General features: G+C 71.1%; 23 protein-coding genes. 11 read left to right on the top strand and 12 right to left on the bottom strand.

All coding sequences use genetic code 11. The features are described 5' to 3' along the window. Window positions 1-328: 328 nt before the first annotated feature. A complete protein-coding gene (locus CA12_RS08280; protein WP_145358502.1) occupies window positions 329-1,054 on the bottom strand; it encodes a hypothetical protein in 726 nt (241 codons plus the stop codon). 321 nt (window positions 1,055-1,375) lie between these two features. Between CA12_RS08280 and CA12_RS08275 the strand changes: the two genes are divergently transcribed. Continuing rightward, window positions 1,376-2,104 carry a hypothetical protein gene (locus CA12_RS08275; protein ID WP_145358501.1) on the top strand — a complete coding sequence of 243 codons (729 nt, stop codon included), beginning with the start codon at window positions 1,376-1,378 and terminating at the stop codon, window positions 2,102-2,104. A 101-nt stretch (window positions 2,105-2,205) separates the two neighbouring features. Here CA12_RS08275 and CA12_RS08270 read toward each other — a convergent pair whose 3' ends face one another. Then, window positions 2,206-2,931 (bottom strand): dioxygenase family protein, encoded by a 726-nt coding sequence (locus CA12_RS08270; protein ID WP_145358500.1) that lies wholly within the window; start codon window positions 2,929-2,931, stop codon window positions 2,206-2,208. A gap of 138 nt (window positions 2,932-3,069) precedes the next feature. Further along, window positions 3,070-3,366 (bottom strand): hypothetical protein, encoded by a 297-nt coding sequence (locus CA12_RS08265; protein WP_145358499.1) that lies wholly within the window; start codon window positions 3,364-3,366, stop codon window positions 3,070-3,072. Window positions 3,367-3,511: 145 nt separating this feature from the next. Between CA12_RS08265 and serA the strand changes: the two genes are divergently transcribed. The 5 genes from serA to CA12_RS08240 all read left to right on the top strand — a co-directional run bounded on the left by serA (window position 3,512) and on the right by CA12_RS08240 (window position 9,750). Then, the gene (gene serA, locus CA12_RS08260; protein ID WP_207622180.1) at window positions 3,512-5,152 is read left to right on the top strand and encodes a phosphoglycerate dehydrogenase; all 1,641 of its coding nucleotides are present in this window, start codon (window positions 3,512-3,514) and stop codon (window positions 5,150-5,152) included. 224 nt (window positions 5,153-5,376) lie between these two features. After that, complete coding sequence (locus CA12_RS08255; protein ID WP_390614138.1) at window positions 5,377-6,393, top strand: DUF1559 family PulG-like putative transporter; 1,017 nt, start codon at window positions 5,377-5,379, stop codon at window positions 6,391-6,393. 273 nt (window positions 6,394-6,666) lie between these two features. Beyond that, window positions 6,667-7,773, top strand: a complete 1,107-nt coding sequence (locus CA12_RS08250) for a DUF1559 domain-containing protein (protein ID WP_145358496.1) — start codon at window positions 6,667-6,669, stop codon at window positions 7,771-7,773. A 229-nt stretch (window positions 7,774-8,002) separates the two neighbouring features. Further along, entirely contained in the window at window positions 8,003-8,881 is an 879-nt protein-coding gene (locus CA12_RS08245; protein ID WP_145358495.1) for an MBL fold metallo-hydrolase, read from the top strand. 74 nt (window positions 8,882-8,955) lie between these two features. Beyond that, complete coding sequence (locus tag CA12_RS08240) at window positions 8,956-9,750, top strand: MBL fold metallo-hydrolase (RefSeq protein ID WP_145358494.1); 795 nt, start codon at window positions 8,956-8,958, stop codon at window positions 9,748-9,750. 258 nt (window positions 9,751-10,008) lie between these two features. On the opposite strand, the gene CA12_RS22980 is transcribed toward CA12_RS08240, so the two are convergent. Next, window positions 10,009-12,531 carry a DUF11 domain-containing protein gene (locus CA12_RS22980; protein WP_145358493.1) on the bottom strand — a complete coding sequence of 841 codons (2,523 nt, stop codon included), beginning with the start codon at window positions 12,529-12,531 and terminating at the stop codon, window positions 10,009-10,011. A gap of 307 nt (window positions 12,532-12,838) precedes the next feature. Here CA12_RS22980 and CA12_RS08230 point away from each other — a divergent pair, with 307 nt between their 5' ends. Both CA12_RS08230 and CA12_RS08225 read left to right on the top strand, forming a co-directional pair. Continuing rightward, window positions 12,839-13,339 (top strand): hypothetical protein, encoded by a 501-nt coding sequence (locus CA12_RS08230; protein ID WP_145358492.1) that lies wholly within the window; start codon window positions 12,839-12,841, stop codon window positions 13,337-13,339. Window positions 13,340-13,375: 36 nt separating this feature from the next. Then, window positions 13,376-14,113, top strand: coding sequence for a (5-formylfuran-3-yl)methyl phosphate synthase (locus tag CA12_RS08225; RefSeq protein ID WP_165700631.1), 738 nt, complete (start codon window positions 13,376-13,378; stop codon window positions 14,111-14,113). Here the strand turns inward: CA12_RS08225 and CA12_RS08220 are convergent. The 4 genes from CA12_RS08220 to hisG all read right to left on the bottom strand — a co-directional run bounded on the left by CA12_RS08220 (window position 14,110) and on the right by hisG (window position 18,374). Next, window positions 14,110-14,733, bottom strand: a complete 624-nt coding sequence (locus tag CA12_RS08220) for an amino acid kinase family protein (RefSeq protein ID WP_145358490.1) — start codon at window positions 14,731-14,733, stop codon at window positions 14,110-14,112. The genes CA12_RS08225 and CA12_RS08220 overlap by 4 nt on opposite strands. 33 nt (window positions 14,734-14,766) lie before the next feature. Beyond that, on the bottom strand, window positions 14,767-15,189 hold the full coding sequence (locus tag CA12_RS08215; RefSeq protein ID WP_145358489.1) for a hypothetical protein: 423 nt from the start codon (window positions 15,187-15,189) through the stop codon (window positions 14,767-14,769). Window positions 15,190-15,250: 61 nt separating this feature from the next. Next, window positions 15,251-17,401, bottom strand: coding sequence for a HEAT repeat domain-containing protein (locus CA12_RS08210; RefSeq protein ID WP_145358488.1), 2,151 nt, complete (start codon window positions 17,399-17,401; stop codon window positions 15,251-15,253). A 61-nt stretch (window positions 17,402-17,462) separates the two neighbouring features. Then, window positions 17,463-18,374, bottom strand: coding sequence for an ATP phosphoribosyltransferase (gene hisG, locus CA12_RS08205; protein ID WP_145358487.1), 912 nt, complete (start codon window positions 18,372-18,374; stop codon window positions 17,463-17,465). 327 nt (window positions 18,375-18,701) lie between these two features. Between hisG and cysC the strand changes: the two genes are divergently transcribed. Together cysC and CA12_RS08195 are read left to right on the top strand one after the other, a co-directional pair. After that, the gene (gene cysC, locus CA12_RS08200) at window positions 18,702-19,316 is read left to right on the top strand and encodes an adenylyl-sulfate kinase (RefSeq protein ID WP_145358486.1); all 615 of its coding nucleotides are present in this window, start codon (window positions 18,702-18,704) and stop codon (window positions 19,314-19,316) included. Window positions 19,317-19,451: 135 nt separating this feature from the next. Next, window positions 19,452-19,877, top strand: a complete 426-nt coding sequence (locus CA12_RS08195; RefSeq protein ID WP_145358485.1) for a hypothetical protein — start codon at window positions 19,452-19,454, stop codon at window positions 19,875-19,877. A 202-nt stretch (window positions 19,878-20,079) separates the two neighbouring features. Here the strand turns inward: CA12_RS08195 and CA12_RS08190 are convergent, their stop codons facing one another. Then, window positions 20,080-20,610 (bottom strand): hypothetical protein, encoded by a 531-nt coding sequence (locus CA12_RS08190; protein WP_145358484.1) that lies wholly within the window; start codon window positions 20,608-20,610, stop codon window positions 20,080-20,082. A gap of 178 nt (window positions 20,611-20,788) precedes the next feature. Between CA12_RS08190 and CA12_RS08185 the strand changes: the two genes are divergently transcribed. Next, window positions 20,789-21,499 (top strand): trimeric intracellular cation channel family protein, encoded by a 711-nt coding sequence (locus CA12_RS08185; RefSeq protein ID WP_165700630.1) that lies wholly within the window; start codon window positions 20,789-20,791, stop codon window positions 21,497-21,499. 34 nt (window positions 21,500-21,533) lie between these two features. On the opposite strand, the gene CA12_RS08180 is transcribed toward CA12_RS08185, so the two are convergent. From CA12_RS08180 to CA12_RS08170, 3 genes are all read right to left on the bottom strand, one after another. Beyond that, the gene (locus tag CA12_RS08180; RefSeq protein ID WP_145358482.1) at window positions 21,534-22,160 is read right to left on the bottom strand and encodes a hypothetical protein; all 627 of its coding nucleotides are present in this window, start codon (window positions 22,158-22,160) and stop codon (window positions 21,534-21,536) included. After that, entirely contained in the window at window positions 22,157-22,405 is a 249-nt protein-coding gene (locus CA12_RS08175) for a hypothetical protein (protein ID WP_145358481.1), read from the bottom strand. The genes CA12_RS08180 and CA12_RS08175 overlap by 4 nt, the downstream gene beginning before the upstream one ends. A 61-nt stretch (window positions 22,406-22,466) precedes the next feature. Beyond that, on the bottom strand, window positions 22,467-24,257 hold the full coding sequence (locus CA12_RS08170) for a phosphoenolpyruvate carboxykinase (GTP) (protein WP_145358480.1): 1,791 nt from the start codon (window positions 24,255-24,257) through the stop codon (window positions 22,467-22,469). Between the last annotated feature and the right edge of the window lie 13 nt (window positions 24,258-24,270).

Genomic DNA, 24,270 nt, shown 5'->3' with positions numbered 1-24,270 from the left:
GCCGTTCAGTCAAAGCAGAGAACGGGAGCGGGTGAACCGTGCCTCACCCTCACCCCCGGCCCCTCTCCCTCAAGGGAGAGGGGAGAAGAGCGCGGCGAACCGCTCTCCCACGTCCGCAGACTTTGTCCCCCCTCGCCCCCCTTTTGGGGGAGAGGGGTCGGGGGTGAGGGGGCGGTGATTCGGCAGACCGTGAACCGCCTGCCGACTCTCCGTCGAACAGGTCACCGCACAGAGCGGCAGCCGGCGAGCCGTGCGTCACCCTCACCCCCGGCCCCTCTCCCTCAAGGGAGAGGGGGGACGAACCGGCGACGCCCGCCCCGCGGCGTTGTCACTCCCGCACCCGCCCCGATCCGGCGTCCAGTTCGTTCAGGCGGGCCTCGGTGCGGCGGGCGACCTCCATGGTGGCGTCCAGTTCGGCCCGCAGGCGGCCCAGGTCGCCCTCCTTGCGTTTGATGGGCGCCTCCCGCACCTGCGTGACCGTGCGGGCGAGGTGCCGCACCGTTTCGGCGACCTCCTTCAAAATCTCCTGCCGATCGGCCCGCAACTCCTTGCGGGCCGGGCCGGCGAGGCGGCGGGCGGTCTCGTCCAGTTCCAGGCTGTGCCGCAACTGAGCGACGCAGGCGGCGAACACCTCCTCGGCCCGGTCCTTGACCAGCCCCCCCGCCCCGGCGAGCCGGCCCTCCTTTTCGTCCTCCTCCAACCCCTGCCGGATCGTCCGCAGGGCGCGGAGCAGCTTTTGGGAGGAGGGGTCGCCGTCGCGTTGCAGGGCCCGGTCGAGCTGGTCGAGCTCGGTTTCCCGATCGGCCTTTTCCGCGTCGATCAGCTTCCGCCAGGCGTTCTGGGTGACGGCTTCGAGCTGCGTGAGCCACCGCGTCGCCAGCATCCCCCCGCCGGCCAGCAGTCCGCCCACGCCGGCGAACAGCCAGGTCGGATCGCCCCCCATCGCCCAGCCGGCGGCCAGCGCCGTGCCGCCCAGCACGACCGGCCCGAGCGTCCACGGCGAGACGATCAGATCCAGCGTGGCCTGCTTACGAACCTCGGCGGGCGTGGGCACGGCAGACCGGCGACTGGAAAGAACGGGGGCGGCGAATCGTGCGGCAACCGGCCCCGGTTCGCAATGCCCGGCGCCGCCGCCGGATCACCGCCCCGGTGTGCCATGCTCTCACGCCGGAGCGGAGCGCCAGCGCCGCGGAGGCGGGTGAGCATGCGAGCGACGCGGCCGCGCTCTCCACAGCTGAGCGTCGCCCTCCATGCTCACCCCGCGGCGGGCCGGGTCGGCAAGAGACCGGCGTCGCACTCGCCGCGGTGAGAGCATGGCACCCGTCCGCTCCGCTATGCTGCGACGTGTGACCATTCTCTTACGGCCGGGCCCCTAATGATCAATTCTCAGGGAATACCAAGTACTCCGGCAGAGGGCACCACGGCAGGTGATGCAGATAGTGCCGCCCTGATTGAGCGAGAGATGACGACGACGCTCCTAAAATCTGACTTAAGCGACATCGGCGCGTCTTTCGCCGACGCGGCACTAGACGAGTTGCCACTGCCCGTCTTCTCCGCTCTTAGAAAATTGTATAAGGGGGCCAAGACGGTTGCGCAATACTTCTTCTGCAAAAAGCTACTCAGGCTACTCGCAGAGATTGCGGACGTGCCTCCTGAAGTGAGAAGCAGAAGGCTTGAAGAAGCCCTGCCGAGCCAAGATGACAAAGAGAAGTTTGGGGAGCACATCACGCTTGTGCTTGAGCGCCTCAACGATGTTGGGAAGGCGACTCTGATGGGGCGTGCTGCACATGCGTTCTTGAGCGGCAAAATCAACCTCGAGCAACTTCGATCAATCAACTTCGCCATCGAGGCGGTCAACCCCCGATTGCTACCAGTCTTAGAGAGGATGGTCGATTCCGGTCATTGGACATCAGAATCTGACATGCAGTCCCTCAACGCGTGCGGTCTTCTGTCGCTAGTGCTCGACCTAGACATGGACCAGATGGACGCCCTCGACCTCAACAGCAGCGTTTCGTCTTCAACCCCATTCGTTAAAAGCGTCCGTGTAACTTATCAGATCAACGAGTTTACAATCCTGTTCCGCAACGTTTGTCTGCCTAAGTAATCAGGCAGGCAGGGACCCGGAGAAGTCCGAGGCTATGTTCTCAAGGCGGGCCTGCGGAGCAGTGCCCAAGCGTGTCACCCGCCCAGGCACCGCCCCGTCCTTCACCCCCGGCGGCCGCGGGGTTGGCGGCGGCCGCCGCCGTTCGCTTCCGGGCCTTCGTCGGTCATGGCGCCCAGCACGAGGTCGAACTTCGCCTGCCATTCGCCGGCGGCGCTGCCGGCGACCGGCTCCCAGGGGACCATCAGCAGGTCGCGCTCGGCTTCGGTCGTGCTCCGCATCACGCCGTCGCGGTCGTTCTGAGGGAGGCCCTTGATGTAGCACTGCGTCGTCAGCATGCGCTTGTCGCCCTGGTTCACCGCGACGTGGATGTGCGGCGTGCGGCCGGGGTACGGCACCGGCTTGATCGTGCGGAAATAATACCGGCCCTGTGCGTCCGTCAGGAACCGGCCGAAGCCCTGGAAGCCGCCGTCCTTATTCTCGTTGGAGGCCCCGCGGGTGTGAATATAATTGCCGTTGGCGTCGCACTGCCAGATTTCGACCGTGGCCCCGCGGACCGGCTCGCCGGCTTCGCTGAGCACCTGCCCGGTGAGGTGCGTGACCTCGCCGAGGGCCGGCGTGCTGGCGTCGTTCAGGCGGAGCAGGTCGTTGTCCGTGTCGAGCGGCAACTGGTCGGGATAGAACGGCCCCTCGGTCTGCCGCGGCGTGCGGGCGCGGGACTTCTCCAGTTCCTCCGCAAAGGCCCCGGGGATGTGCCACAACCGCTCGGCGAGCAACAGCCCCCCGCCGGCGGCGAGGGAGGCGGTCAGAAAGCGGCGGCGGCTGGACATCGGGGACGGCTCCGAGCGGAGGGGGGCGAACGAACGAGTGTACCCGTTCCAACCCCGCCGCGAGCCTGGGGTGTCGCCGTCCCCTCGCCGGCTCCCCAGAGACCGCCGCGTCCCGGACGCTTCAAGCGTCCGGGACGCTCACGGCGGCGGGGGACCGTCCGCCAAGCCTCCGCCGAGCAGCGCCGGACCGACGAGCAGCGCGACCAGCGTCAGCGGGGCCGACAGCACCGCACAAAGCACGCCGGCCGCGATCGGCGAAGCGAACCGTCCACGTCCCCCGAGTCCTTCCTGACAGGCCGCCGCGGCCAACCCGCTCAGTAGGCCCAGCGTCCCGATCAACGCCGCCCACACGAGGCGCCCCGCGGAGTCCCCGCCGACCGCGAACGCCAGCGGCGGCAGCCCCGCCCCGATCCCGGCGGCGGCGAACGTAAGCACCGAGGACGCGGGCAGTCGTCTTTCGCTCGGGCGTTCCGCCATGCGCGCAGCATACAACGAGTCGCCCGCCGGCCGTGAACTTCGCGGGCGCATCGGTATCCTCTGCCCCCGCCCGCCCGTGTTTCCCCGCGCCCGCTCCGCCGCCGTGCCCCGCGTTCTCATCACCGACAACCTCTCCCCCGCCGGGCTGGAGAAACTCGAAGCGGCCGGCGGCATCGAGGTCGTCGTCAAAAGCGGCCTCACGCCGGAGCAACTCCGCGAGGAACTGAAGTCCGCCGACGGCATCATCATCCGCAGCGGCACCAAGCTCACCCCCGCGGCGCTCGAAGGCCAGACCCGGCTCAAGGCCGTCGCCCGGGCCGGCGTGGGCGTGGACAACATCGATCTGCCCGCCGCCACCAAGGCCGGCGTGGTCGTGATGAACACCCCCAGCGGGAACACCGTCTCCACCGCCGAGCAGGCGCTGGCGCTGATGTTCGCCCTCTCCCGCAACACCGCCCCCGCCGCCCAGAGCATGAACGAGGGCAAGTGGGACCGGAAGAAATACACCGGCACCCAGCTCGCCGGCAAAACGATCGGCGTGGTCGGCCTCGGCCGCATCGGCCAGGCCGTCGCCCGCCGCTGCGTCGCCCTCGAAATGGATGTGATCGGCTACGACCCGTTCCTCAGCTCTGATCGGGCGAAGGAACTGGGCGTGGAGTTGGTCCGCGACGTGGACCAGCTCGTCCCGCGGGTCGACTACCTCACGGTGCACACCCCGCTCACGGACGAGACCCGCGGGCTGATCAACGCGGAGCGGATGAAGGCCATGAAGAAGGGGGTTCGCCTCATCAACTGCGCCCGCGGCGGCATCATCGACGAGGCGGCCCTCGCCGCGGCGTTGCGGGACGGGACCGTCGGCGGGGCGGCGCTGGACGTGTTCGTCGAGGAGCCGCCGCCGGCCGATTCGCCCCTGCACGGCTGCCCCAACCTGCTGATGACCCCGCACCTGGGCGCCAGCACCGAGGAGGCCCAGGAACTCGTCGCCCTCGAAGCGGCCGAGATCATGTCGAACTTTTTGAAGACGGGCGAGATCCGCCACGCGGTCAACATGGTGCCCGTCAGCGGCTCCGAGATGGCCGAGGTGCGGCCGTACCTGGACCTCGGCTATCGGCTGGGCGTGCTGCTGAGCCAGATCACCGGCAGCGCCGGGGTGAACGGGGTCAAGCTGGCCTTCCGCGGGGACGCGGCCAAGAAGAAGACGAGCCTGGTCGCCGGGGCCTTCGCCGCCGGCCTGCTGGCCGACGCGGTGGAGGACGTGAACCTGGTCAACGCCGCCGCCGTCGCCCGGGACCGCGGCATCACGATCGAGGAGACGAAGAGCGAATCCGCCGGCGACTTCAGCACGTCGGTCTCCGCCACCCTCACCACCGACGCCGGCGAGCACGTCGTCGCCGGCACGCTGTTCGGCAGCGGCTACCTGCGGCTGATCCGCCTGGACGGCTTCCACCTGGACGCCTTCCTGGACGGCATCCTCCTCATCTACCGCCACCGGGACGTGCCGGGCCTGATCGGGTTCATCGGCAACCTGATGGGCGAGGAGGGCACGAATATCGCCGACATGTCCCTGGGCCGTTCGCAGGACGAACCCGGCGGCGACAGCGTCGCGGTGCTGCACCTGGACCAGTGCCCCAGCGACGCCGCAATGCAGCAGATCGCCGACCACCCGGAGGTCACCGGCGTCCGGGTCGTCCGTCTGCCCGGCCGCGGCGAGGCCCTGCCCGGCGTGCTCGCCAAGGCGGACTGAGGGGTCCCGCTTTCGGGAATCTCCGCTTTTTGCCGGTTTGAGCGATCCCGCCGGCGGCCGCCGGGGTTCGGAATGGGCTTCCACGCCCCCCCCGCCCCGGTGCTTTGATGCGAGATTGCCCGCATTGCCCAATTTCCGTCCGCGGTCCCGACCCGGACCGGCCGACCGTCCCCCGGCGGTCCCGCCGACCGGGCCGACGTCGGACTCGACGGTCCGGGTTCACCCTGATCGAACTGCTGGTGGTCATCGCGATCATCGCGGTCCTGGCCAGCCTGCTCTTGCCCGCCGTGCAGCGGTCCCGGGAGGCCAGCCGCCGCACGCAGTGTTTGAACAACACGAAGCAGATCGTGTTGGCGGTGCACATGTTCCACTCCGGGAACCACCATTTCCCGGAAGGCGTGGACTCGTTGGACACCCCCTGCTGGAACGGCACCGTGCCCTGCGAGCCCGAGCCGCCGGGCTGCTCCTGGCCCAAGGTGTGGGGAACGCGAACGAACGGGGCGTTCCGGCTGGCGAACGGGCTTGCCGGGCCGACCGAGCGATACCTCTCCGTGCACTGGGGATGGCGTCGCGACGTCCTGCCCCACCTCGAACAACGGCCGCTCTATAACAATGCGCACGCGCAGCAGACCGCGCTGGGCGGAAAGCCCTGCCTGCGGCTGACGGACGAACCGCCGCGGACCGCCGCCCGGAATCGGATTCCCACGTTCGTCTGCCCGTCGGCCAGCCTGCCGACGTGGGAGGACCTGCCGGGGGACGTGACCGCGGAGCGGCTGAACGGGGCGGACTGGGGGGCGAACAACTACCTCGCCACGGCCGGGAGTCGGGTCGGGACGGATCAGAACGGCGACGGGATCCGCCTCGGCGGCGTGTTCGACGTCGGCCAGACGACGCGGCTCCGAGACGTGACCGACGGGTCCACGAACACGCTACTGATCGTCGAGGCGCTGGTCGGCTTCTGGGCCGAGGGCACCATGTGCTGTACCAGCTACCCGACCGCCCAGGTCGCCGGCACGGGCGGCGACCCGCCGATCTTCCACGCCGGCTCGGCCGGCTCGCCCGACCGGCTCGCCGACGCCAGCCCCGACGCCGCCTTCACCATGCCCGGTTCCTGGCACGACGACGGCCTGAACGTCGGATTTGCCGACGGCCGGGCGCAACTCCTCAGCTACACGGTCGACCGCGATCTCTACCGTCGCCTGATCGAACGGAACGACGGCCGTCAGGTCGAGGCCCCCTGACGGCTCCTGCCGCCTCGAACGCCCCCGCCGCCCCCAGCGACGGGCCGTCCTGCGGCCCCCGCCGACCGGGGCGGGAACTTCCAAGATCTTTTGACGGGTCGCGGTTTCCGGCGAATCGACTCAGGCCCCCCGGGGTTTGGAATCAGCTTCCGCCCCGGGCGGAGGCGTGCCGTGCGAGGTCGGCCGTTCGGCCATCGCCCGATTCCGATCTGATCGTGATTGCCCGCGACGATCTGCTAAACTGTTTTCGACCTCGAACGAAGCTCGCCCCGCATGCTCTCCGCCCCCCGTCCGTCCCTTTTCGCGTCCCGCGCGACCGCTCCAGGTCGCCGCGCCGGTTTTACGCTGATTGAGCTGCTGGTCGTCATTGCGATTATCGCGGTGCTGGCCAGTCTGCTGTTGCCGGCCGTGCAGGCCGCCCGCGAGCGGGCCCGGGCCGCCCAGTGCCTGAACAACGTGAAGAACATCGCCCTGGCGATGCACAACTATCACTCCGGTTTTAAGTGCTTTCCGGCAGGCGTGATCGTGCGGCCGCCCGTCGCCGACGACGACAGCAACCCGCCGCCGGAGATCCAGCACGGGATGGTCGTCAATGGCCAGAAGCTGCCCAGCGGGGCGACGATGGCCAACAGCTCCAACGGCGTCACGCAGGGGATCACGATCAGCAACTACTGGGGCTGGCACGCGCTGATCCTGCCCCAGCTCGAGCAGAGCCCGACCTACCGGCTGATCAGCTTCGGCGCCGATCCGAACTTCCCGCGGTTCCCCTCCGACGACGCGGCCGGCTTCCAGCCGAACAACCTTGCCGCCGCCCAGTACGACATGGAGACGTACCTCTGCCCCAGCGCCTCCACGGTGCCCACGGCGGACGAAACGCAGACGAGCGGCGTCCCCGGCTTTCCGGACACCAACACCGGCGACTTCGGTCTGTCCAACTACGTCGGGAGTGCCGGGGTCCGCGTGGTCGGCACTGACGATCAGGGCAACGTCACCGTCAATCGCATCGGCGGGATGTTCGGCCCGAACATGTCCACCAGCTTCCGTGACGTCGGCGACGGGGCGGTGAACACCATCCTGCTGCTCGAAAGCCTCTACGGCGTCTGGGCCGAGGGCTATCACTGCTGCACGAGCTACGACCCCGGCGACACCAGCTCCGGAACCGGAAGCGGACCGATCTTCTCCCCCGGCGTCACCGGCGTGAGCACCGGCGCCGTCGACGGCGCCGAGGTCTTCACCCGCCCCGGCTCCTGGCACGCCGAGGGCGTGAACGTCGCCCTGGTCGACGGCTCCTCCCAGTTGCTGAACTACAGCGTCGATCAGGTCACCTACAGCCGCCTGATCCAGCGCAACGACGGCCAGCAGGTCAATTACGAGTGGTGAGCCGCCGCTGACGGCCGTCCGGTCACGGTCGCCGCCCAACGCCCCTCGCACGCCCGCCCCGGACCGCCCTCGGTCCGGGGCGGTTTTTTGTGCGCTCGCGGAGCGAACGAACGGGACGCCGCGAACCCCCGGGCCGGCGGCGGCGGCTTTTCCCGTCCCGCGGGCGGGCCGCGGGCGGGACGGTGACGGGCGTTCCCGCCCCGACGACCCGCCGCCCGAGTTCCCGCCGATGACCTCCCAAATCCCGGTTCCCGAGGCCGCCCGAGCCGACGAGTCCCCCGCCGACCTCACCCCCGGCCCGGTGCACGAGGTGCTCGGCGACGTCGCCTACCGCCGGTTGGGGATCGTCAACGTGACGTTCGTCGGGAGCCCCGGGTGCGGGCCGGGGAACTGGGTGTTGCTCGACGCCGGGCTGCCGGGCACGGCGGACCGCATCCGCGAGGTCGCCGCCGAGCGGTTCGGCGCCCCCGGGTCCGACGCCGCGGCGCCCTGTCCGCCGGCGGCGATCCTGATGACGCACGGGCACTTCGATCACGTCGGCGTGCTGGAAGAACTCGCGGCGGAGTGGGATGTGCCGGTGTACGCCCACCCGGCGGAGGCCCCGTTTCTCTCCGGCCGGGGGAGCTACCCGCCGCCGAACCCGACGGCCGGCGGGGGCCTGATGAGCCTCTCCAGCGTGCTGTTCCCCCGGGGCCCGGTGAACGTGGGCGACCGGCTGCGCACGCTGGAGACGGACGGCGGCCCCGACGGCGGCGGGCCCGTCCCACCGCTGCCCGGCTGGCGCTGGCTGCCGACGCCCGGCCACACGGCCGGGCACGTGTCGTTCTGGCGGCCCTCCGACCGCACGCTGCTCAGCGGGGACGCAGTGATCAGCACGGAGCAGGAAAGCGCCTACGCCGTCGCCACGCAGCGGACGGAGGTGCACGGCCCGCCGATGTACTTCACCCCCGACTGGTCCGCTGCCGCCGCCAGCGCCCGCAAACTCGCCGCGTTGGAGCCCGAAACCCTCGTGACCGGCCACGGCCGCGCCCTCTCCGGCCGCACGATGCGGGCGGCGCTGCGGGAGTTGGCCGACCGGTTCGAGGAGGTCGCCGTCCCGGTGGCCTGACCGACTGGCGACCCGACCGACTGGCGGCGGCCGACCCGCCGCCGCACCATGGCCGCCCCCGCCCGACCAAATCGTTGCCCGTTTTGCCCACGCCGTTGTCCGCTTTCTATCAACCCCGCCGGCAGTGGCTCGTGGGAGGTCCTGACGAAGGCGGGCTGGCGCTGCTCCCGCAGTTCGGGGCGGCCGGCGGACGCACGCTCCGCCCGCCCAACAGCTACGTCCTGGTGTTCAAGCAGGCCGGCGCCCGCAAGGCCCTGCTGATCGACGCCCCGCTGCGGCACGCCCTGCCTGGCGTGCGGGGACTGCGGGAGGAGGGGGTGGAGATCGTCGGCTGTCTGCTCACCCACGCCGACCTCGCCGTCCGCGGGGACGCCTACGACGCGCTCGCCGCGGAGTTCGGACTGCCCTTCTTCCTGCACCCCGAGGACCGCCACGACCCTCGCGTGCAGGGCCTGCTGACGGAGTGGGAGGACCCCGTCGAGGCCTGCGAGCCGGGCGGCCCGCTGGCCGAGTTGCCGGTCGAGGCGCTGCACTGGCCGGGGCGGACGCCGGGGTCGGTGATGCTGCATACGCCGAAGTTCGGGGGGGTGCTGCTGGCGGGCGACTCCGTGATTGCCCCCGGCCCGATGCAGCCGGACGACGCCCCCCCGCTGGCCCGCCCCCCGGCCCCGCCGCCGCCGTTCTCGCCGACCGACGACGAAGTCTGCGACGCCTGGCGCACGCTGCTGGCCCGCTGGGAGACCGACGGCGCCCCCCGCACGCTCGCCCCGCTGCACGGAGCGATTCACGTCGACGCCGACGTCCCGGCGCTGGTTCGCGGAATGCTGAACACGGCGCCCGACATGACGGGGGTCCGCGACACGGCGTGACGCCCCCCTTTGGATTCTCCCCTCTCCCTCGAGGGAGAGGGGCCGGGGGTGAGGGTGACGCACGGTTCACCCGGCTTCGCTCTTTGCGGTGACAGACCGGCGGGAGAGCAGACGGACGGTGAACAGCGTGCGGGAATCACTGCCCCCTCACCCCCGACCCCTCTCCCCCAAAAGGGGGGCGAGGGGGGACACAACACGCAAAAACGCCCCGGACGCGGGGGCGTCCGGGGCGTTGACGGGCGGCGGGTCAGCGGGGGGTCATTCCCCGTAGAACTTCGTCAGTTCCTCGTGGATCAGCGGCTCGCTGATGCTCTCGCTGACCAGGCGGGTCTGGAACCGCTTGCTGCCGGGGGTCAGGCCCTTGATCCGCAGCGTGTAGACTTCCTTCTCGCCGGGGGCCAGCTCCGGGAGGCTGTCGAACAGGATCAGGGCGCCCTCGGTGCGGTAGGCGGCGGGGCCGCGGACGGCGCCGACTTCCGTGCCTTCCGGCACGCGGCAGGCCAGGCCGACGGTCTTGGCGGGGGCGGTGCCCTCGTTGGAGATCGTCACGGTGTACTGCGTCTCGGCGCCGACCTCGACCGGGTCGTCGGTGTCCTCAATCGTCAGGGCCAGGCTGGCGGTGCCTTCGATCCGGGTGACGTGCTCGGCGCCGGCCTTGGCCCGGCTGCTGGCGGAGACCTCGGCCCGGTGGACCTGCTCCCCGCCGGTGACGGCCTTCAGGTTGACCGTGGCGGTCACGCTCTCGCCCGCCTCGACCTGGCCCAGGAACCACCGCACGGTGCGGCCGGCCGGGTCGTGGGTGCCGCTGCGGTCGGCGGAGAGGAACTCGAAGCCCTCCGGCACGCGGTAGCCCAGCCGCACGTTGTCGGTGGCGGCGTCGCCGGGGTTGGAGACAGTCAGCATCATCGTGGCGACGCGGTTGACGTACCGCAGGCCGGGGCCGTCGATCGCCAGGTCGATCTGCGGGCTCATCACCTCGATGTCGGCGACGGTTTCGGCCTGCAGGCCGCCCTCGCCGCGGACCTGCACGGTGATCGTCTGCGTGCCGCCGAGGCTCGTCAGCAGGCCGAGGCGAACCGGCTTGGTTTCGCCGGCGGAGAGGGCGCCGATGTTCATCGTCAGCCGCTTCGGGCCGCCGCGGTGCTCCAGGCCCTCGGGCAGGACGGCTTCGATCAGGACCTCGTCGACGCTGCCGGTGCCGGGGTTGGAGACCAGGATCGTCTGGGTGGCCGGCTCGCCCAGCAGCACGTCGCGGGGGCCTTCCAGTTCGACCGTCAGCTTGGGCTCGGTGACGACCGGGGCGCCGCGGGCGATTAGGCGGCTGGTGACCATCGCGGCCAGCCGGTTGGACTGCGTCGGATCCTCGTCGCCGCCGACGGCGGTGGGACTGTAGGTGAGGCGGATCTCCTGCTGCTCGCCGGCGGCCAGCGTGGGGAAGGTCCAGGTCGGGTGCGGAGTGTCGACGCCGTCCTCCGGGGAGGGTTCGGCGCTGACGAGACCCATGTTCTCGGAGACGTCGCCGGTGACGGTCACCCCGTAGGCGGTCGCCGGGCCGGCGTTGGAAACGGTGAGGACCGAGGTGCACACCCGGCCGACGCGAATCGGGCCGGCGTGCCGCCAGGTGGCGCTCAGTTCGGCGTGCTGCGGGCCGACCCCGCCGACGCCGATCGTGCTGACCAGGGCGGCGTTCGTGGACGGTTCTTCGGTCGTCGGCTCCTCAGTGGTCGGCTCGTCGCTCGCCAGTTCGTCGCTCGTCGGCTCCGGCATCGCCGGGGCGGGCACGGGGGCCGGTTCCGTCAGGCGGAAGCCCGGAGTGCGGGAGGACGGCGTGCGAGCGGCCTCGGCGACGCGCAGCTCCGCGTCGGTCGGCTCGGCGAGCGGGTTCGGCCGCGTCGGAAGCGACGTCGGACCCTTCGGGGCGAACGGGTCCGCGGCGGAGACCGGAGCGATCGCCGGGGCGGCGTCCGACTCGACGGCGGCGTCCGACTCGACGGCGGCGTCCGCGGTCGTCGCGGTCGGCTCCGGGCCGGCGAGCGACGGGCCGTCGGCCTCGCCGCCGTCGGCTTCGGCGCTGTCGGCGTTGGGGGAGAACGGGTCCGCCATCGCGGCGAACGGGTCGTCCGTGCCGGAAACCGTCCGAATCGTCCCGGCGGCGGGGGCGCCGGCGGGGGCGGTCGCGGCGGCGGGCGTCACCGGGCCGAAGCCGAAGTCCGCGGCGCTGAAGGCGCTCCGCGGGGCGGCGGGGCGACGCTCCGTCACGCTCGGCTCGGACGCCGGCTCGCTCTGGACGGCGGCGGCCTGCACGGCGGCCGTCTTCGGCGCAGAGGCGGGGCTGGGGGTGAAGAATGAATCGAGATCGTTCACCGGCCGGCCGACGCCCGCGGCGGGAAATGCCGGCGGGGCGACCTTCGCGGCGGCGGCGGTTCCGGAGGTCTGCCGGATGCCGCTGTCGGCGCCGTCGGACTCGAACCCGGCCTGCATCACGCCGAAGGCGGACGCGTCGATCGGGCGCTGGGCAACCGGGCGCTGGGCAACCGGGCTCGTCTTGGCGGGGGCCGGCTCCGCCGGGATCGGCAGGGCGAACAGGTCGTCCATCGCCGCCGGGGCCGTCGCCGGGCCGAGCGAATTGCCCTGGGCCAACGCGGCCGGGGCGAACGCGGCGGGGGCGAGGGCCAACAGCGCCGCGGCGAGGCCGCCGCGAATCAACCCCGTGCGCCCGGTCGCCAAGAGCGGGGGGGCCGGGGGCAGGTGGGCCGTGCGAAACATGGGTCGGAGCGGCATGGGAGGCGAATGTCCTTCGTCCCGCGGACTCGGGCAGGGCCGGGGTGTGAGCGGTCGGCCGAGGCGAGAACGCCGGGGGTGCGGGGGAGTCCGCGGGGGCGTCGGGAGACCGGCCGGTCGGCGAGGCCCGGCGCCGGGGGCGTTCCGCTTGAGGGAAACGCCCAAACGTCGGGTCGGGCGGTCCGTGCCGGTCGCGCGGTCCGCCGGGGGACTGCTTCGGTTGCGGATCGGTGGGACCTTGAACCATTTTGTTCGTCTCCCACGGATTTTTCGCAGGCCCCCCGCGCGGCCGCCGGACCGACTCGACATGACGCGGTTCGCCGACGAGGACGAGGCAGAGGACGGATCAGCCGTCGGCACGACGGCGAGCACCCAACGGGAACCGCTCGTGGAGGCCGTCCCGGACGATTTGCTAAAGCGGTGGCAGAGGGGACCGCTACTGCTGGCCACCCGGGCGAGCATGCCGGTCGTCGAACTCCGCGGCCGCACCCTGACGCTCCGTTGGAGCCGCCACGAAATCACTGCGCACGTGTCGGAATGTCAGTTCCGTGTCGGCCGGCCGTGGAGAATGAAACTCAACGCCAGGTCAGCCCGTCGGTTGTTTCCGTTCGGCGACCACGACCTGATCCTGATCGATTTCCCGCCGCTCCGCCGCGGTTTCCTCACGGGCCGATATCATTCCCTTTACACCGCGCCGGTCGGGTATACGGAAGCCTCGTTGCAAGTTTGGAAGCGTGCATTGGCCCCGTTGCTCCGCGAGCCGAGCGGTGAATCGCAGTCACCGATCACGCAATTCCTAGAGACATAGTTTTTGGCGGCGCCCCGATTCCCGCCGCAGTTACTGGTGAGCGTCCGCGACGCCGCCGAGGCCCGGGCCGCCCTCGCGGGCGGGGCGGACGTGATCGACGTGAAAGAGCCCGCCCGCGGTTCCCTCGGCCGGGCGGACGAGGCCGTCTGGGCGGAGGTCGCCGCCCTGTGCGGCGAGACTGGCGATTCTTCCCGAGCCGCCGTCAGCGTCGCCCTCGGCGAGGCGGCGGAGCGGCCTTCCCTGCTTCAGACCCCGCTGATCCCCCCCGGCGTGCGGTGGGCGAAGCTGGGCCTGAGCGGTCTGCTCCCCGCCGACGCCCCGCCGGGCCGCACGCCGCAGTGGGCGTGGGACTGGCTGGACGCCCGCTTCCAATATGAAGCGATCGCCGCGGAGGGCCGCACCTTCCAATGGGTCGCCGTCGCCTACGCGGACCACGCCGCCTGCGGCGCCCCGGCGCCGGAGGCCGTGCTGGAGGAAGCGGTCGCCGCCGGTTGCGTCGCCCTGCTGGTCGACACCTTCCACAAGGACGGCCGCGGGCTGTTCGCACATCTCCCCGACGAGCGGCTGACGACGTTGGGCGAGCAGGCCCGGCGGCGGGGCCTGACCTTCGCCCTCGCCGGTTCTCTCGCCCTGGAGGACCTGCCGCGGGCGCTGGGCTGCGGGGCGGAGATCGTCGCGGTCCGCGGCGCCGCCTGCGACGGCGACCGCACCGGCCGCATCAGCGAGGCGAAGGTGCGGGCGTTGAAAAGCGTCCTGGCGAGCGGTGGGCGTTAGCCCTCCGTGTGTTCGACGCCGTCCGCACGCTCGAACCGTTTCGAGGACACGGCGGGCTGACGCCCCCCGCTCGCCGACAGGGCTCGCAGATTGACCCACTCCACCTCCAGCCCCGCGGCGAACTGGGCGAAGTGGGCGTCGACGGCGTCCGGCCGTCGTTCGCAGCTTTTCAGCAGGGCGAGCCGCCGGGCGGGCCAGCGGCGGGCGACCCAGGCGGCGAGGGTGTCGCTGGTGGTGTCCCAGGTGTGCGGCGGGGCGTGGCCGTCGAGCGGTTCTTCCCGCTCCAGGAACCGCGGCAGATCGAGTACGGCGGTCGCTCCCCGGCCCCAAGCGTCGCGTGCGGCGTCTCGGGTCGAAACCCGTTCCGCCCCCGGCAGCAGTTCCGACACGAACCGGGCCGTCAGCCCCAGCGCCTCGCAGGCCAGCCGGTGGGCCCGCTCCTCGCCCAGCCGGTGCGAGCGGTCCCAGTCCCGCACGGCGTCCGCCGCCGCCCCCCCGCCGACGACGACCAGCGCCCGCGGTTCATTCCGTAACACCTCCCCCAGCCGCCCCGCGAGGTCCGGCAAATCCAACAGGCTCCCGCCGAGCTTCACGACGAGGGGGGCGGCAGAAGCGTGCATGAGGCGGAACCGACGAACCCGATCGGCGGCAGCCTACCGCCCGTCCGCGCCGGAGTCGGCCTCGCCGAACTCGACCGGGACGTGTTCGGAGTCCGGGTTCGAGCGGTCGGAGCAGTTGCGGCCGAGCCAGCGGCGGTAGGCGGCGAAGTCCTCCCGGCTGATCCGGTCGAACCGCTCCTGACTGAACGGCGTGCCCTTCGGCAGCCGCTGGCGCGCCCAGGCGGCGTACTCCGCGCTCAGCATCAAGTCGCGGGGGTCCCAGCCGACCAACTCGGCGAGGCGTTCGATGTCGCCGCCGGCGAGCTTGAGCGCCGCGAGCTTCACCCGGACCTGGTCCGACTTGAACCCGGCTCCGGCGAGGGCCGCCTCCGCCGCCGTCCGGTCAGCGGCGTAATCCCGCGCCAGCACGCGGTCCACGTCGGCGGCGTCCACTTCCGGGACCGGTTGGTGCTGCATCGTTCCGCGGGGCTTGGTGGGGAAGGCGACGGCGGAGAAACGAACGACGGTCCTCGCCGGATCACGCCCCGGCCGCACCGGCGTCCCGGGCGGCGAGCCGCACCGCCGGGTTCGGATCGTCCCGCAACGGGCCAAGCGATTCCTCGTCGAACCCCGCCGCCCGCCACGCCCGGATCGCGGGGAGCCGGACGGTGGCGTACCTGTCCTTCAGCGCCGTAGCGAGGACGGGTTTGACGCTTTCCTCCTCGCCGTAGGCCCCCAGCGCCCGCACCGCGGCACCGCGGATGCGGGGGTCGTCGTCCGCCGCGGCGGCGAGGAACGCGGCGGGGTCGTCCGGCCGCACAGTTTGCAGGGCCGCCAGCGCCCAGCCCTGCACCATCAGGTCCTCGTCCCGCGTCAGCGGCACGATCGCCGCCGTCAGCACGTCGCGGCGCTCGGCGAGGTCCGCCGGCCGCATCTTCGTGAGCGACTCGAGCCGAAACTTCAGTGAGACGCTCCGATCGACCGTCGCTGATTCCAGCGAACGGTACAGGTCCTCAATCGTTTCGGAGAACATCCCGGCGTCCGGGTCCGCGACGACCTCGGCGTCTGCCTGAGAGGCGACGGCCAACGCCGCCGCGAGAGCCGGCAACGCCCGGGCGCCGGCCGATCGCAGAACCCACTGCGTCTCATGAACGGTGAAGCGGTGTCCTTGGGCCGCGTAGATCGGCAGCAGGTCGTCGGGCAGCGGTCCGGCCCCGGCGACGGCGAGAACGACAGCGGTGTTCGGCCGTTCGGATCGGTAACGGGTGAGGTGCGGTCGAAGTTGCGGCAGAGCCGGAGCGGCGTGCGGCCCCATCGCCCATAACACGCTGGCCGGCCGCCACAAGGCGCGTTCGACCTTCTTCCATCGCTCCAACCAGGCTTTGCGCTCTGCCGGGGTCGCCTCCGCCGGGAGGTCGTTCGGCAGATCCTCGGGGATCTCGGGAATCCTCGGGAATACCAAGTCCGGCAAGGCGGGATGGCCCGGGTCGATCTTGGCGACGGTTTGCGCCACGAACAGGCGAAACTCGCCCTCGTCCCAACGGTCGCTGTTCGCTTCAACCGCGGCTCCAGCTTCGCCCAGCAGCGGGACGAGTCGCGGCAGTTCGGAAGACGCCGCCGGTCCCATCCATCCCAACATGTCGATCGCGTCTTTCCGCCATGTCTCGTCCTGCACCAATAGTCCGACGGCCCGCTCGAAGCCGAACGCGTCCGGCCCCCACTCGAAGTTCTCTCCTGCGGCGAAGAACTCACGCGGGTTCTCCGGGACCGCCTCGCGGGCGTGGGGGGCGAGGACCGTGCGGGCCTCCGCCGCATGCTCCGGATAGCGGCTGAGGGCTTGGAGGGCCGCAAACAACTGACCCACCTCTCGCGAGCCGGACTCCGACCCGAAGGCCAGCACGCGGACCAGCAGGTGGTCCAATACAAGCTCGCTCCCCGCGCCCAGACGGGTCAACGACTCGACCGCCGCGGTCCGCACGGCCGGATCCGGGTCGTCGGTCGCCGCCAGACGCAACGCCCTGATGCCGGCGGCGCGGGCGGCGGCGTCCGAGGCAGACAGCGGGGGTTCCTCATTGGGGCGATAATTGTCCCGTCGAAACGCGACGGCGATCGCCTCCGCCGCGGCCGACCGCACCCGGGGGGCGGGGTGATCGAACAGCGTCAAAGCGACGTGAACGGCCGGACCCCGGACGCGGTTGAGAAAGATTTCGGCCTCCAGAAACTCGACCGCCCGGTCGGCGTCTGAAAGACCAGGTTCGGCGACGGCGATCAGCGCCGTGGCCAGAGCGGGATCCGCCGGAACCGCATCGTTTTCCCTTGGGAACAGTCGACCCGCCGCCCGCCAACCGACCTTCCGGAGCCACGCGCGGTCCGAGACGATCGCCGCGATGACCGCCGGCACTCCGTCGACGGCGAGCGCTTCGACGGCCTTGTCCGCGTCATAGAGCCGGCGCCCCGCGGGATTCCCCCCTTCAGCCAGAATCTCCAACAGCGCCGCTTCCCGGGCGCGGGGGCCGAGCGCGGCGAGTTCCTGAAGCGCTTCGGCAAAATCGCCACCGTTTCTCTCCTCGCCGAACCCGGAAGCGACCGACAGCCGCACGGCCCACTCCTGCGGGGTCGCCTTTACCCAGTCGACGCCGTCGTCCGGCGGGGCCGCGGCTAGCAGGGCGAGACACAGGGCGGCGGACATCAGACCTTCCGATCGTCAGGGCGAGGCCCCCGCACCCTACCGGACGGCGCTCACTCGGGGTTCACTCGATAATCTTCGAGATCGGGCTCTCCACGATCCAGCGGGCGCCGGCGGCTTTGAGTTCGGGCATCACGCGGCGGACGTCGCGTTCGGCGACGACGCTCAGGACGTCCACGCGGTCGGCGTCGGCGAGACTGCTGATCGTCGGGCTCTCCAGGCTCGGCAGCACGCCCAGCACCGCGTCCAGGTCCGCCTTCGCCACGTTCATCATCAACTGCACCTTGCCCTCCGCGGCCAGCACGCCGTTGAGCATCAGCACCAAATCGTCCAGCTTGCGGCGCTTCCACGGGTCCGCCGCGGCGGCCGGGTGGGCGATCAGGCGGGTCGTGCTTTGCAGCACCTCGTCCACGATCCGCAGGTCGTTCGCCCGCAAACTGCTGCCGGTTTCGGTCACCTCCACGATCGCGTCGGCCAAGCGCGGAGGCTTCACCTCCGTGGCGCCCCAGCTGAACTCCACCTTTGCGCTGACGCCGTGCTTGTCGAGGTAGCGCTTCGTCAGGCCGACGGCCTCCGTGGCGATCCGCTTGCCCTCCAGGTCTTTGACGGACTGCACCGGGGAACTCTCCGGCACGCACAGCACCCAGCGGACCGGCTTGCGGGAGGCCTTGCTGAAGACCAGCTCCGTCAGTTCGACGACGTCGGCGCCGGTTTCCTCAATCCAGTCGTGGCCGGTGATGCCGGCGTCGAGGATGCCCTCGCCGACGTAGCGGGCCATCTCCTGGGCCCGGATCAGCAGGCACTCGATCTCCCCGTCGTCGATGCGGGGGAAATAGCTGCGGGAGGTGATCTGCAGGTTGTAGCCGGCCTTGCGGAACAGGTCGCTGGTCGCCTCCTGCAGGCTACCGGCGGGGATGCCGAGCTTGAGGAGGTTGCCGTTTTCGGCGGACGGCGTGGCGGGGGAGGCGTCGGACATGGTGGCGGGATTGCACGGGGTTCGGGATCGGATTGCAACGCGGCGCCGGCTCGGCTCCCCTCGCCCTTGAGGGAGAGGGGCCGGGGGTGAGGGTGACGCACGGTTCACCCGCTTCCACGCTCTGCGGCGACGACCCGGCCGACGGGTGAGCGTGCGGACCGTGAGCGGCGTGCGGGCGCCGCTGCCCCCTCACCCCCGGCCCCTCTCGCCCATAAGGGGGCGAGGGGGGGACGAAGCGGCGTGACGTCGGCTTTGGGAAACGCCCCGCGATCCCGTACGATCCCGCCTTCACCCCGCCCCCGCGCCGCATTCTCTTCAACTCTCCCGATGGCCGAGCAGAAAGCCACCAACGTCACCTGGCACGAGTCCCGCGTCTCCGCGGACGACCGGGCCGAACTCATGGGGCACAAATCCGCCCTGCTGTGGTTCACCGGCCTGTCCGGCGCCGGCAAGAGCACCGTCGCCAACGTCGTCGATCACCTGCTGCACCAGAAGGGCTTTCACACGTACGTCCTCGACGGCGACAACATCCGGATGGGGCTGAATAAGAACCTCGGCTTCAGCCCCGAGGACCGCACGGAGAACATCCGCCGCATCGGCGAGGTCGGCAAGCTGTTCACCGACGCCGGCCTGCTGACGATGACCGCCTTCATCAGCCCTTACCGCGAAGACCGCGATCAGGTCCGGGCGCTGTTCGGCGAAGGCAAGTTCGTCGAGGTCTACGTCAAAGCCAGCCTCGAAACCTGCGAGCAGCGCGACCCCAAGGGCCTCTACAAGAAGGCCCGGGCGGGCGAGATCAAGGGCTTCACCGGGATCGACGCCCCCTACGAAGAGCCGGAGAACGCCGAACTGACGCTCGACAGCGACGGCAAGGACGTCGACACGCTGGCCAACGAAGTGGTGGACTACCTCGAGCAGAACGGCTACCTCAAAACCGCCTGAGCGGGCCGGTTGTAGGGACCACGACGCCCCGGCCGGAGCGATCGCTCCGACCGGGGCGTCGTTTGCTTGATGCGGCGGAACGATCCCGCCAAAACGCGGGGCGTCCCCTGCTCCCTGCGCCTCCGCGAGGTCCCGATGTCGATCCGTCCGCTGTTTCCCGCTGCGTTGTGCGTCTCCGCCCTGCTGGGCCTGTCGGCCCTTGATCGCTCCGCCGTCAGTCAGGACGGCGCCGCCCCCGAGGGCAGCTTCGAGCCCACCACCGCGGGGGCCCGCGAGGGGATCGACGTCTATCCCCGCCGCCTGCCGCCGGGGCTGGGCGTGCTGCGGCTCTCCTCGGAGCAGAAGGAGCGGATCTACGCCGTGCAGGCGAAGTACCACGTCCAGATCGAGAAACTGCGGGCGGAGATCGCCGCCCTCGAAGCCAAGCAGGAGGCCGAGGTGACCGCCGCCCTGACCCCCGCCCAGAAGGACTTTTTGAAGGCCTACGAGGCGATGAAGCAGGCCGAGCAGGCCGCCGCGGAGAAGGACGCGGCCGAGACGCCCGCTGACGCGGCGGAATAGCGCCCGCCAACCAGCGGCTCGCCGTCGCCCGTTCCCCCCTCTCCCCTTTTTGGGGGAGAGGGGGAAAGGACGTCCGCCCGGCGGAGCAGGTCCTGTGAGCCCGGAGCGCAAGCTCCGGCCGTGCGTCTCACGCCGGCTGCGCCGACGGCCGGAGCTTGCGCTCCGGGCTCACCGCCGTCGAGACGCTTAGCATCAGCGGGTTTCAGTCGTCGAAGGAATAATCCCGCAGCCGGTTGCGCGGGGCGACGCCGGGGGGACCCGGTTCGTTCCGGGACGGCTCGACGGGGCTCGGCTCCGCGGCGCGGGCGGCCTCGGCCCGGAGGGCCCGGAGGGCGTGCTCCAGGGCGACCCGCTTGGCCTGCACGTCGGCGAGGCGGTCGCGGGTGTGCACGGCCGTGGCGAACCAGTCCAGCCCGGCGAGGAACAGCAAACCGCACACGCCGGTCATCAGGACCGCCAGATAGGCCGGCATCCAGGCTTGGGCGGCCGGCCCCGCGGCGGCGAGGGCGGCGTCGCCGGCGGGGATCAACACGCCGAGCCACACCAGCAGCCCCGCCACCTGCATGCGGCGCCGGTAGCGGGCGAGGTGAAAGTCCAGCTCCCAGTCCTCCAGCTCCCCGCGGGCGGCCTTCTCCTCGGTTCGCTCCCGCCCCCGCCAGTGCAGGAGGGCGGCGACGGCGCCGACGGCGACGAGCCAGAGCCCGAAAGCGGTCGGCAGCAGATCGAACGGCACGGCGGTCTCCGGGAACGGGGGGAGTCACTATCCGCGGCGAACGCCGGCCGGTCCAGCGGGCGCCCGCCCGCCGACCGAACCGGAGCCCTTGCCGAACCGGGGCGGCTCGGCGACGGTCCTCCCGGTTCCCCGCCCCCGGTTCCCCGCCCCGCCGCTCCCGTCCCGCCGGTCGTCCCCGTTGGTTCAGATCATCGAATACGCCGCGGTCGTCAGCGCGGCGATCTACGCGGTGGGGCTGGCCTCCCGGCACGGGATGGACGCGGTCGGCACGCTGGCGCTGGCGGTGATCGTCTCGTTCGGCGGGGGCACGCTGCGGGACCTGCTGCTCGATCGGCACCCGCTGTTCTGGATCGCCCGGGAGCGGTACGTCGTGGTCGTGGCGTTCATCGTCACGATCGGCGTGCTGGCCCCGCGGCGGGTGGCCCGTTTGGAGGGCTGGCTGCGGGTTCCGGACGCGTTGGGGCTGGGCACGTTCGCGATTACGGGGGTGGTCATCGCCCGTCAGGAGGGCGCCGGCCCGCTGGTCAGCGCCCTGCTGGGCGTGGTGACGGGCACCTTCGGCGGGGTGATGGGCGAGGTGGTCTGCAACCGCGTGCCCAGCCTGTTCAAGCCGAGCACCCCCCTGTACGCCAGCTGCGCGTTCGTGGGGGCGTGGTGCTTCCTGATCCCGGTGCAGTTGGGCGCCGACCCAAGGGCGGTGCAGCCGTTCGCCGTCGCGGCGATCGTGGTGCTCCGGCTGATCGCGGTGCGGCGCCAGTGGAAGCTGAAGCCGGTCGGCGACTCCGTCGCGCCGACCGCCGAGGAGGACCTCGCCCCCGTCGACGTGCATCCCCGCCGCGCCGCCGCGTTGAGAAAGAAACGCGCCAACCGGCGGCGACTGCGCCGCTAGCGGCGCCGCGCGCCGTCGCCGTCGGGGGCGCCCTTCAGCACTCGCCCGGGCCGTCGTCCGGCATCAGCGGCGCGGCGACGGCCCGCACCCGGTCGAGATCCGCCCGCAATCCCAGTTCCTCCGCCCACCGGTCGAGGTAGGCGTCGTCTAAGGCGGCCCCCTGCACCGCCAGGACGCCGACCACATCGTCGTGCTGGCGGGTGGAGCCGGTCTCCTTCGCCCAGCGCAGCTTGCTAAGGATCGAATCCTCGGCGGACACCATCCAAACCTCGGGCAACGCCGCGTTTAACGGTCGTCGGACCCGCCGGGCGAACGCCTGCCTGTCGTAGGCCTCCGCCTTGCACACGATCAGGTCGGCTTTGAACGCCGAAGCGTAATCGATGACGTTGAACATCCGCCGGTCGTGCACCGCGGCGCGGGCCGTGTTCGCGTCGGCGTAGAACGCTTCGCCCAAGGCCCGCACGAATCGCACCACCCTGCCGGGAGTGTCCGGGTCGATGAGAATGTCGGCGTCCGCCGTCTGCCGCCGCTGGCCGTAGCTGGAACTCGCCACCGAACCGGTCAGCATGTACGGCACGCCGACGGCTTCCAAGCGGGCCGCCATATCGAGCACGAACCGCTCCTCGTCCGTCGCAGAGGGGGGCGTCGCGGGGGCGCTCACGGTTTCGCCTCGCCGTAAACCTGACGGAACAACTCGTCGCCGAGCCAATGGCGGCGGCACTCGCGGGTCAGGCGGGCCTCGTCCCAATCGGGGTGGCGGAGAGTCAGGGCCTGCCGAAACCGGCTGCGGGCGACGCGGTTCATGTCGAACATCCGACCGCACCGCTCCGCCGGGCTCATCCGGCGGAGCGCGACGACCAACGCCCGGGCGGCGTCCGGCGTGGTGTCGGAGGAGGTCAGGCTCATGCGGGCAGTCTATCACCCCGCGTAAAGCCGAGGCCCCGCGGGGCCTCGGCGTGACGCGGGCTCACCCCAGCCGCTCACGCAGGGCGTCGTTCTGCTGGCGCAGCTCCGGGGGGAGGCGGTCGCCGCAGAGGTCGAACCAGGCGTCCCGCTGGTCGCACTCCGCCCGCCAGTCGTCGCGGTTCACGGCGAACAGCGCCTCCTCGTCCTCGGCGCTGACGCCGAGGTCGTCCATGTGCAGCTCCTCCCGCGTCGGGCGATATCCCAGCGGGGTCTCCACCGCGTCGCCGGCGCCCTGCACGCGGTCCACGATCCACTCCAAGACCCGCATGTTGTCGCCGAAGCCCGGCCAGAGGAACCGGCCGTCCTCGCCGCGGCGGAACCAGTTGACGTGGAATACCTTGGGCATCTTGTCCCCGCCCCCGGCGTTCCCCTTCCGGCCCATCTCCAGCCAGTGCCGCCAGTAGTCGGCGATGTGATAGCCGCAGAACGGCCGCATCGCCATCGGGTCGAACCGCAGTTCGCCCACCGTGCCCTCGGCGGCGGCGGTCTTTTCGGAGGACATCGTCGCCCCCAGATAGGTGCCGTGCTCCCAGTCGAACGCCTCGAAGGCCAGCGGCATCACCCGGCTGCGGCGCCCGCCGAACACGATCGCGTCGATCGGCACGCCCTGGGGGTCCTCCCAGCGGTCGCTGATGCTCGGGCACTGCCCGGCCGGGGCGGTGAAGCGGCTGTTGGGGTGGGCGGCCGGGTGATCGGAGTCCGGCGTCCAGGGCTGCCCCAGCCAGTCGATGCACTCCGGCGGCGCCGGTTCGAGGCCCTCCCACCAGACCGTACGATCCGGCTTCAGGGCGACGTTGGTGAACAGCGTGTTCGCCCTGCAACTGGCGAGCGCGTTGCGGTTCGTCTCCTCACTGGTGCCGGGGGCCACGCCGAAGAAGCCGTGCTCCGGGTTCACCGCCCACAACCGGCCGTCCTCGCCGAACCGCAGCCAGGCGATGTCGTCGCCGACGGTCTCGACGCTCCAGCCTTGGGCCCGGTCGGCGACGGGGGGCACCAGCATCGCCAGGTTCGTCTTGCCGCAGGCGCTGGGGAAGGCGCCGGCGATATAGGTCGTCTCGCCCTGCGGATTCGTCACGCCAACGATCAACATATGTTCCGCCAGCCAGCCCTCGTTTCTGGCCTGGACGCTGGCCAGTCGCAACGCGTGGCACTTCTTCCCCAGCAGAGCGTTGCCGCCGTAATTGGAGGAGAAGCTCATGATGAGATCCTCGTCCGGGAAGTGGGCGATATAACGGTTCTCCTTAGAGAGATCGCCCGTGCTGTGCAGGCCCTTGGTGAAATGGCCCTTGCGGGCGAGTTCTTCCAGGGCGACGCGGCCCATGCGGGTCATGATCCGCATATTCGCCGCGACGTAGGGGCTGTCGGTAATTTCCACGCCGACCTTCGCCGCGTCCCCGCCCGGCGGACCCATCACGTAGGGCACGACGTACATCGTGCGGCCCCGCATGCAGCCCTCGAACAGCGGATCGAGAATCGCCTTCATCTCCGCCGGCGATTTCCAATTATTCAACGGGCCGGCGTCGGCTTCGTTCTCGCTGCAGATAAAGGTGCGGTCCTCCAGCCGGGCGACGTCGCTCGGGTCGCTGCGGTGCAGATAGCTGCCGGGTTGCTTGCGCTCGTGAAGCGGAATCAGCGTGCCGTCGGCGACCATCGCCTCGGTCAGCCGGCGATATTCGGCGTCGGAACCGTCGCACCAATGCACGTGGCTCGGCCGGGTGCGGGCGGCGACGGCGGCGACCCACGATTTTAAATCGTCGGCGGCCTTGGCAGGGGAACCGGTGGGGGCGTCCATGATTCCGTTCGGG

This window comes from Alienimonas californiensis (assembly GCF_007743815.1).
In the GTDB taxonomy this organism is placed as follows: Bacteria; Planctomycetota; Planctomycetia; order Planctomycetales; family Planctomycetaceae; genus Alienimonas; species Alienimonas californiensis.
The sequence above is the reverse complement of the archived record's forward strand: the minus strand, read 5'-3'. Positions and strand labels throughout refer to the sequence as shown.

Coding starts and splice junctions, on each gene's coding strand:
- CA12_RS08210 (WP_145358488.1), bottom strand. CDS start 17,401: ATGTCCGCCGCCCTGTGTCTCGCCCTGCTAGCCGCGGCCCCGCCGGAC.
- CA12_RS08270 (WP_145358500.1), bottom strand. CDS start 2,931: ATGTCCAGCCGCCGCCGCTTTCTGACCGCCTCCCTCGCCGCCGGCGGG.
- CA12_RS08220 (WP_145358490.1), bottom strand. CDS start 14,733: ATGCACGCTTCTGCCGCCCCCCTCGTCGTGAAGCTCGGCGGGAGCCTG.
- CA12_RS08195 (WP_145358485.1), top strand. CDS start 19,452: ATGTCGATCCGTCCGCTGTTTCCCGCTGCGTTGTGCGTCTCCGCCCTG.
- CA12_RS22980 (WP_145358493.1), bottom strand. CDS start 12,531: ATGCCGCTCCGACCCATGTTTCGCACGGCCCACCTGCCCCCGGCCCCC.
- CA12_RS08245 (WP_145358495.1), top strand. CDS start 8,003: ATGACCTCCCAAATCCCGGTTCCCGAGGCCGCCCGAGCCGACGAGTCC.
- CA12_RS08275 (WP_145358501.1), top strand. CDS start 1,376: ATGATCAATTCTCAGGGAATACCAAGTACTCCGGCAGAGGGCACCACG.
- cysC (WP_145358486.1), top strand. CDS start 18,702: ATGGCCGAGCAGAAAGCCACCAACGTCACCTGGCACGAGTCCCGCGTC.
- hisG (WP_145358487.1), bottom strand. CDS start 18,374: ATGTCCGACGCCTCCCCCGCCACGCCGTCCGCCGAAAACGGCAACCTC.
- CA12_RS08215 (WP_145358489.1), bottom strand. CDS start 15,189: ATGCAGCACCAACCGGTCCCGGAAGTGGACGCCGCCGACGTGGACCGC.
- CA12_RS08175 (WP_145358481.1), bottom strand. CDS start 22,405: ATGAGCCTGACCTCCTCCGACACCACGCCGGACGCCGCCCGGGCGTTG.
- CA12_RS08170 (WP_145358480.1), bottom strand. CDS start 24,257: ATGGACGCCCCCACCGGTTCCCCTGCCAAGGCCGCCGACGATTTAAAA.
- CA12_RS08230 (WP_145358492.1), top strand. CDS start 12,839: ATGACGCGGTTCGCCGACGAGGACGAGGCAGAGGACGGATCAGCCGTC.
- CA12_RS08250 (WP_145358496.1), top strand. CDS start 6,667: ATGCTCTCCGCCCCCCGTCCGTCCCTTTTCGCGTCCCGCGCGACCGCT.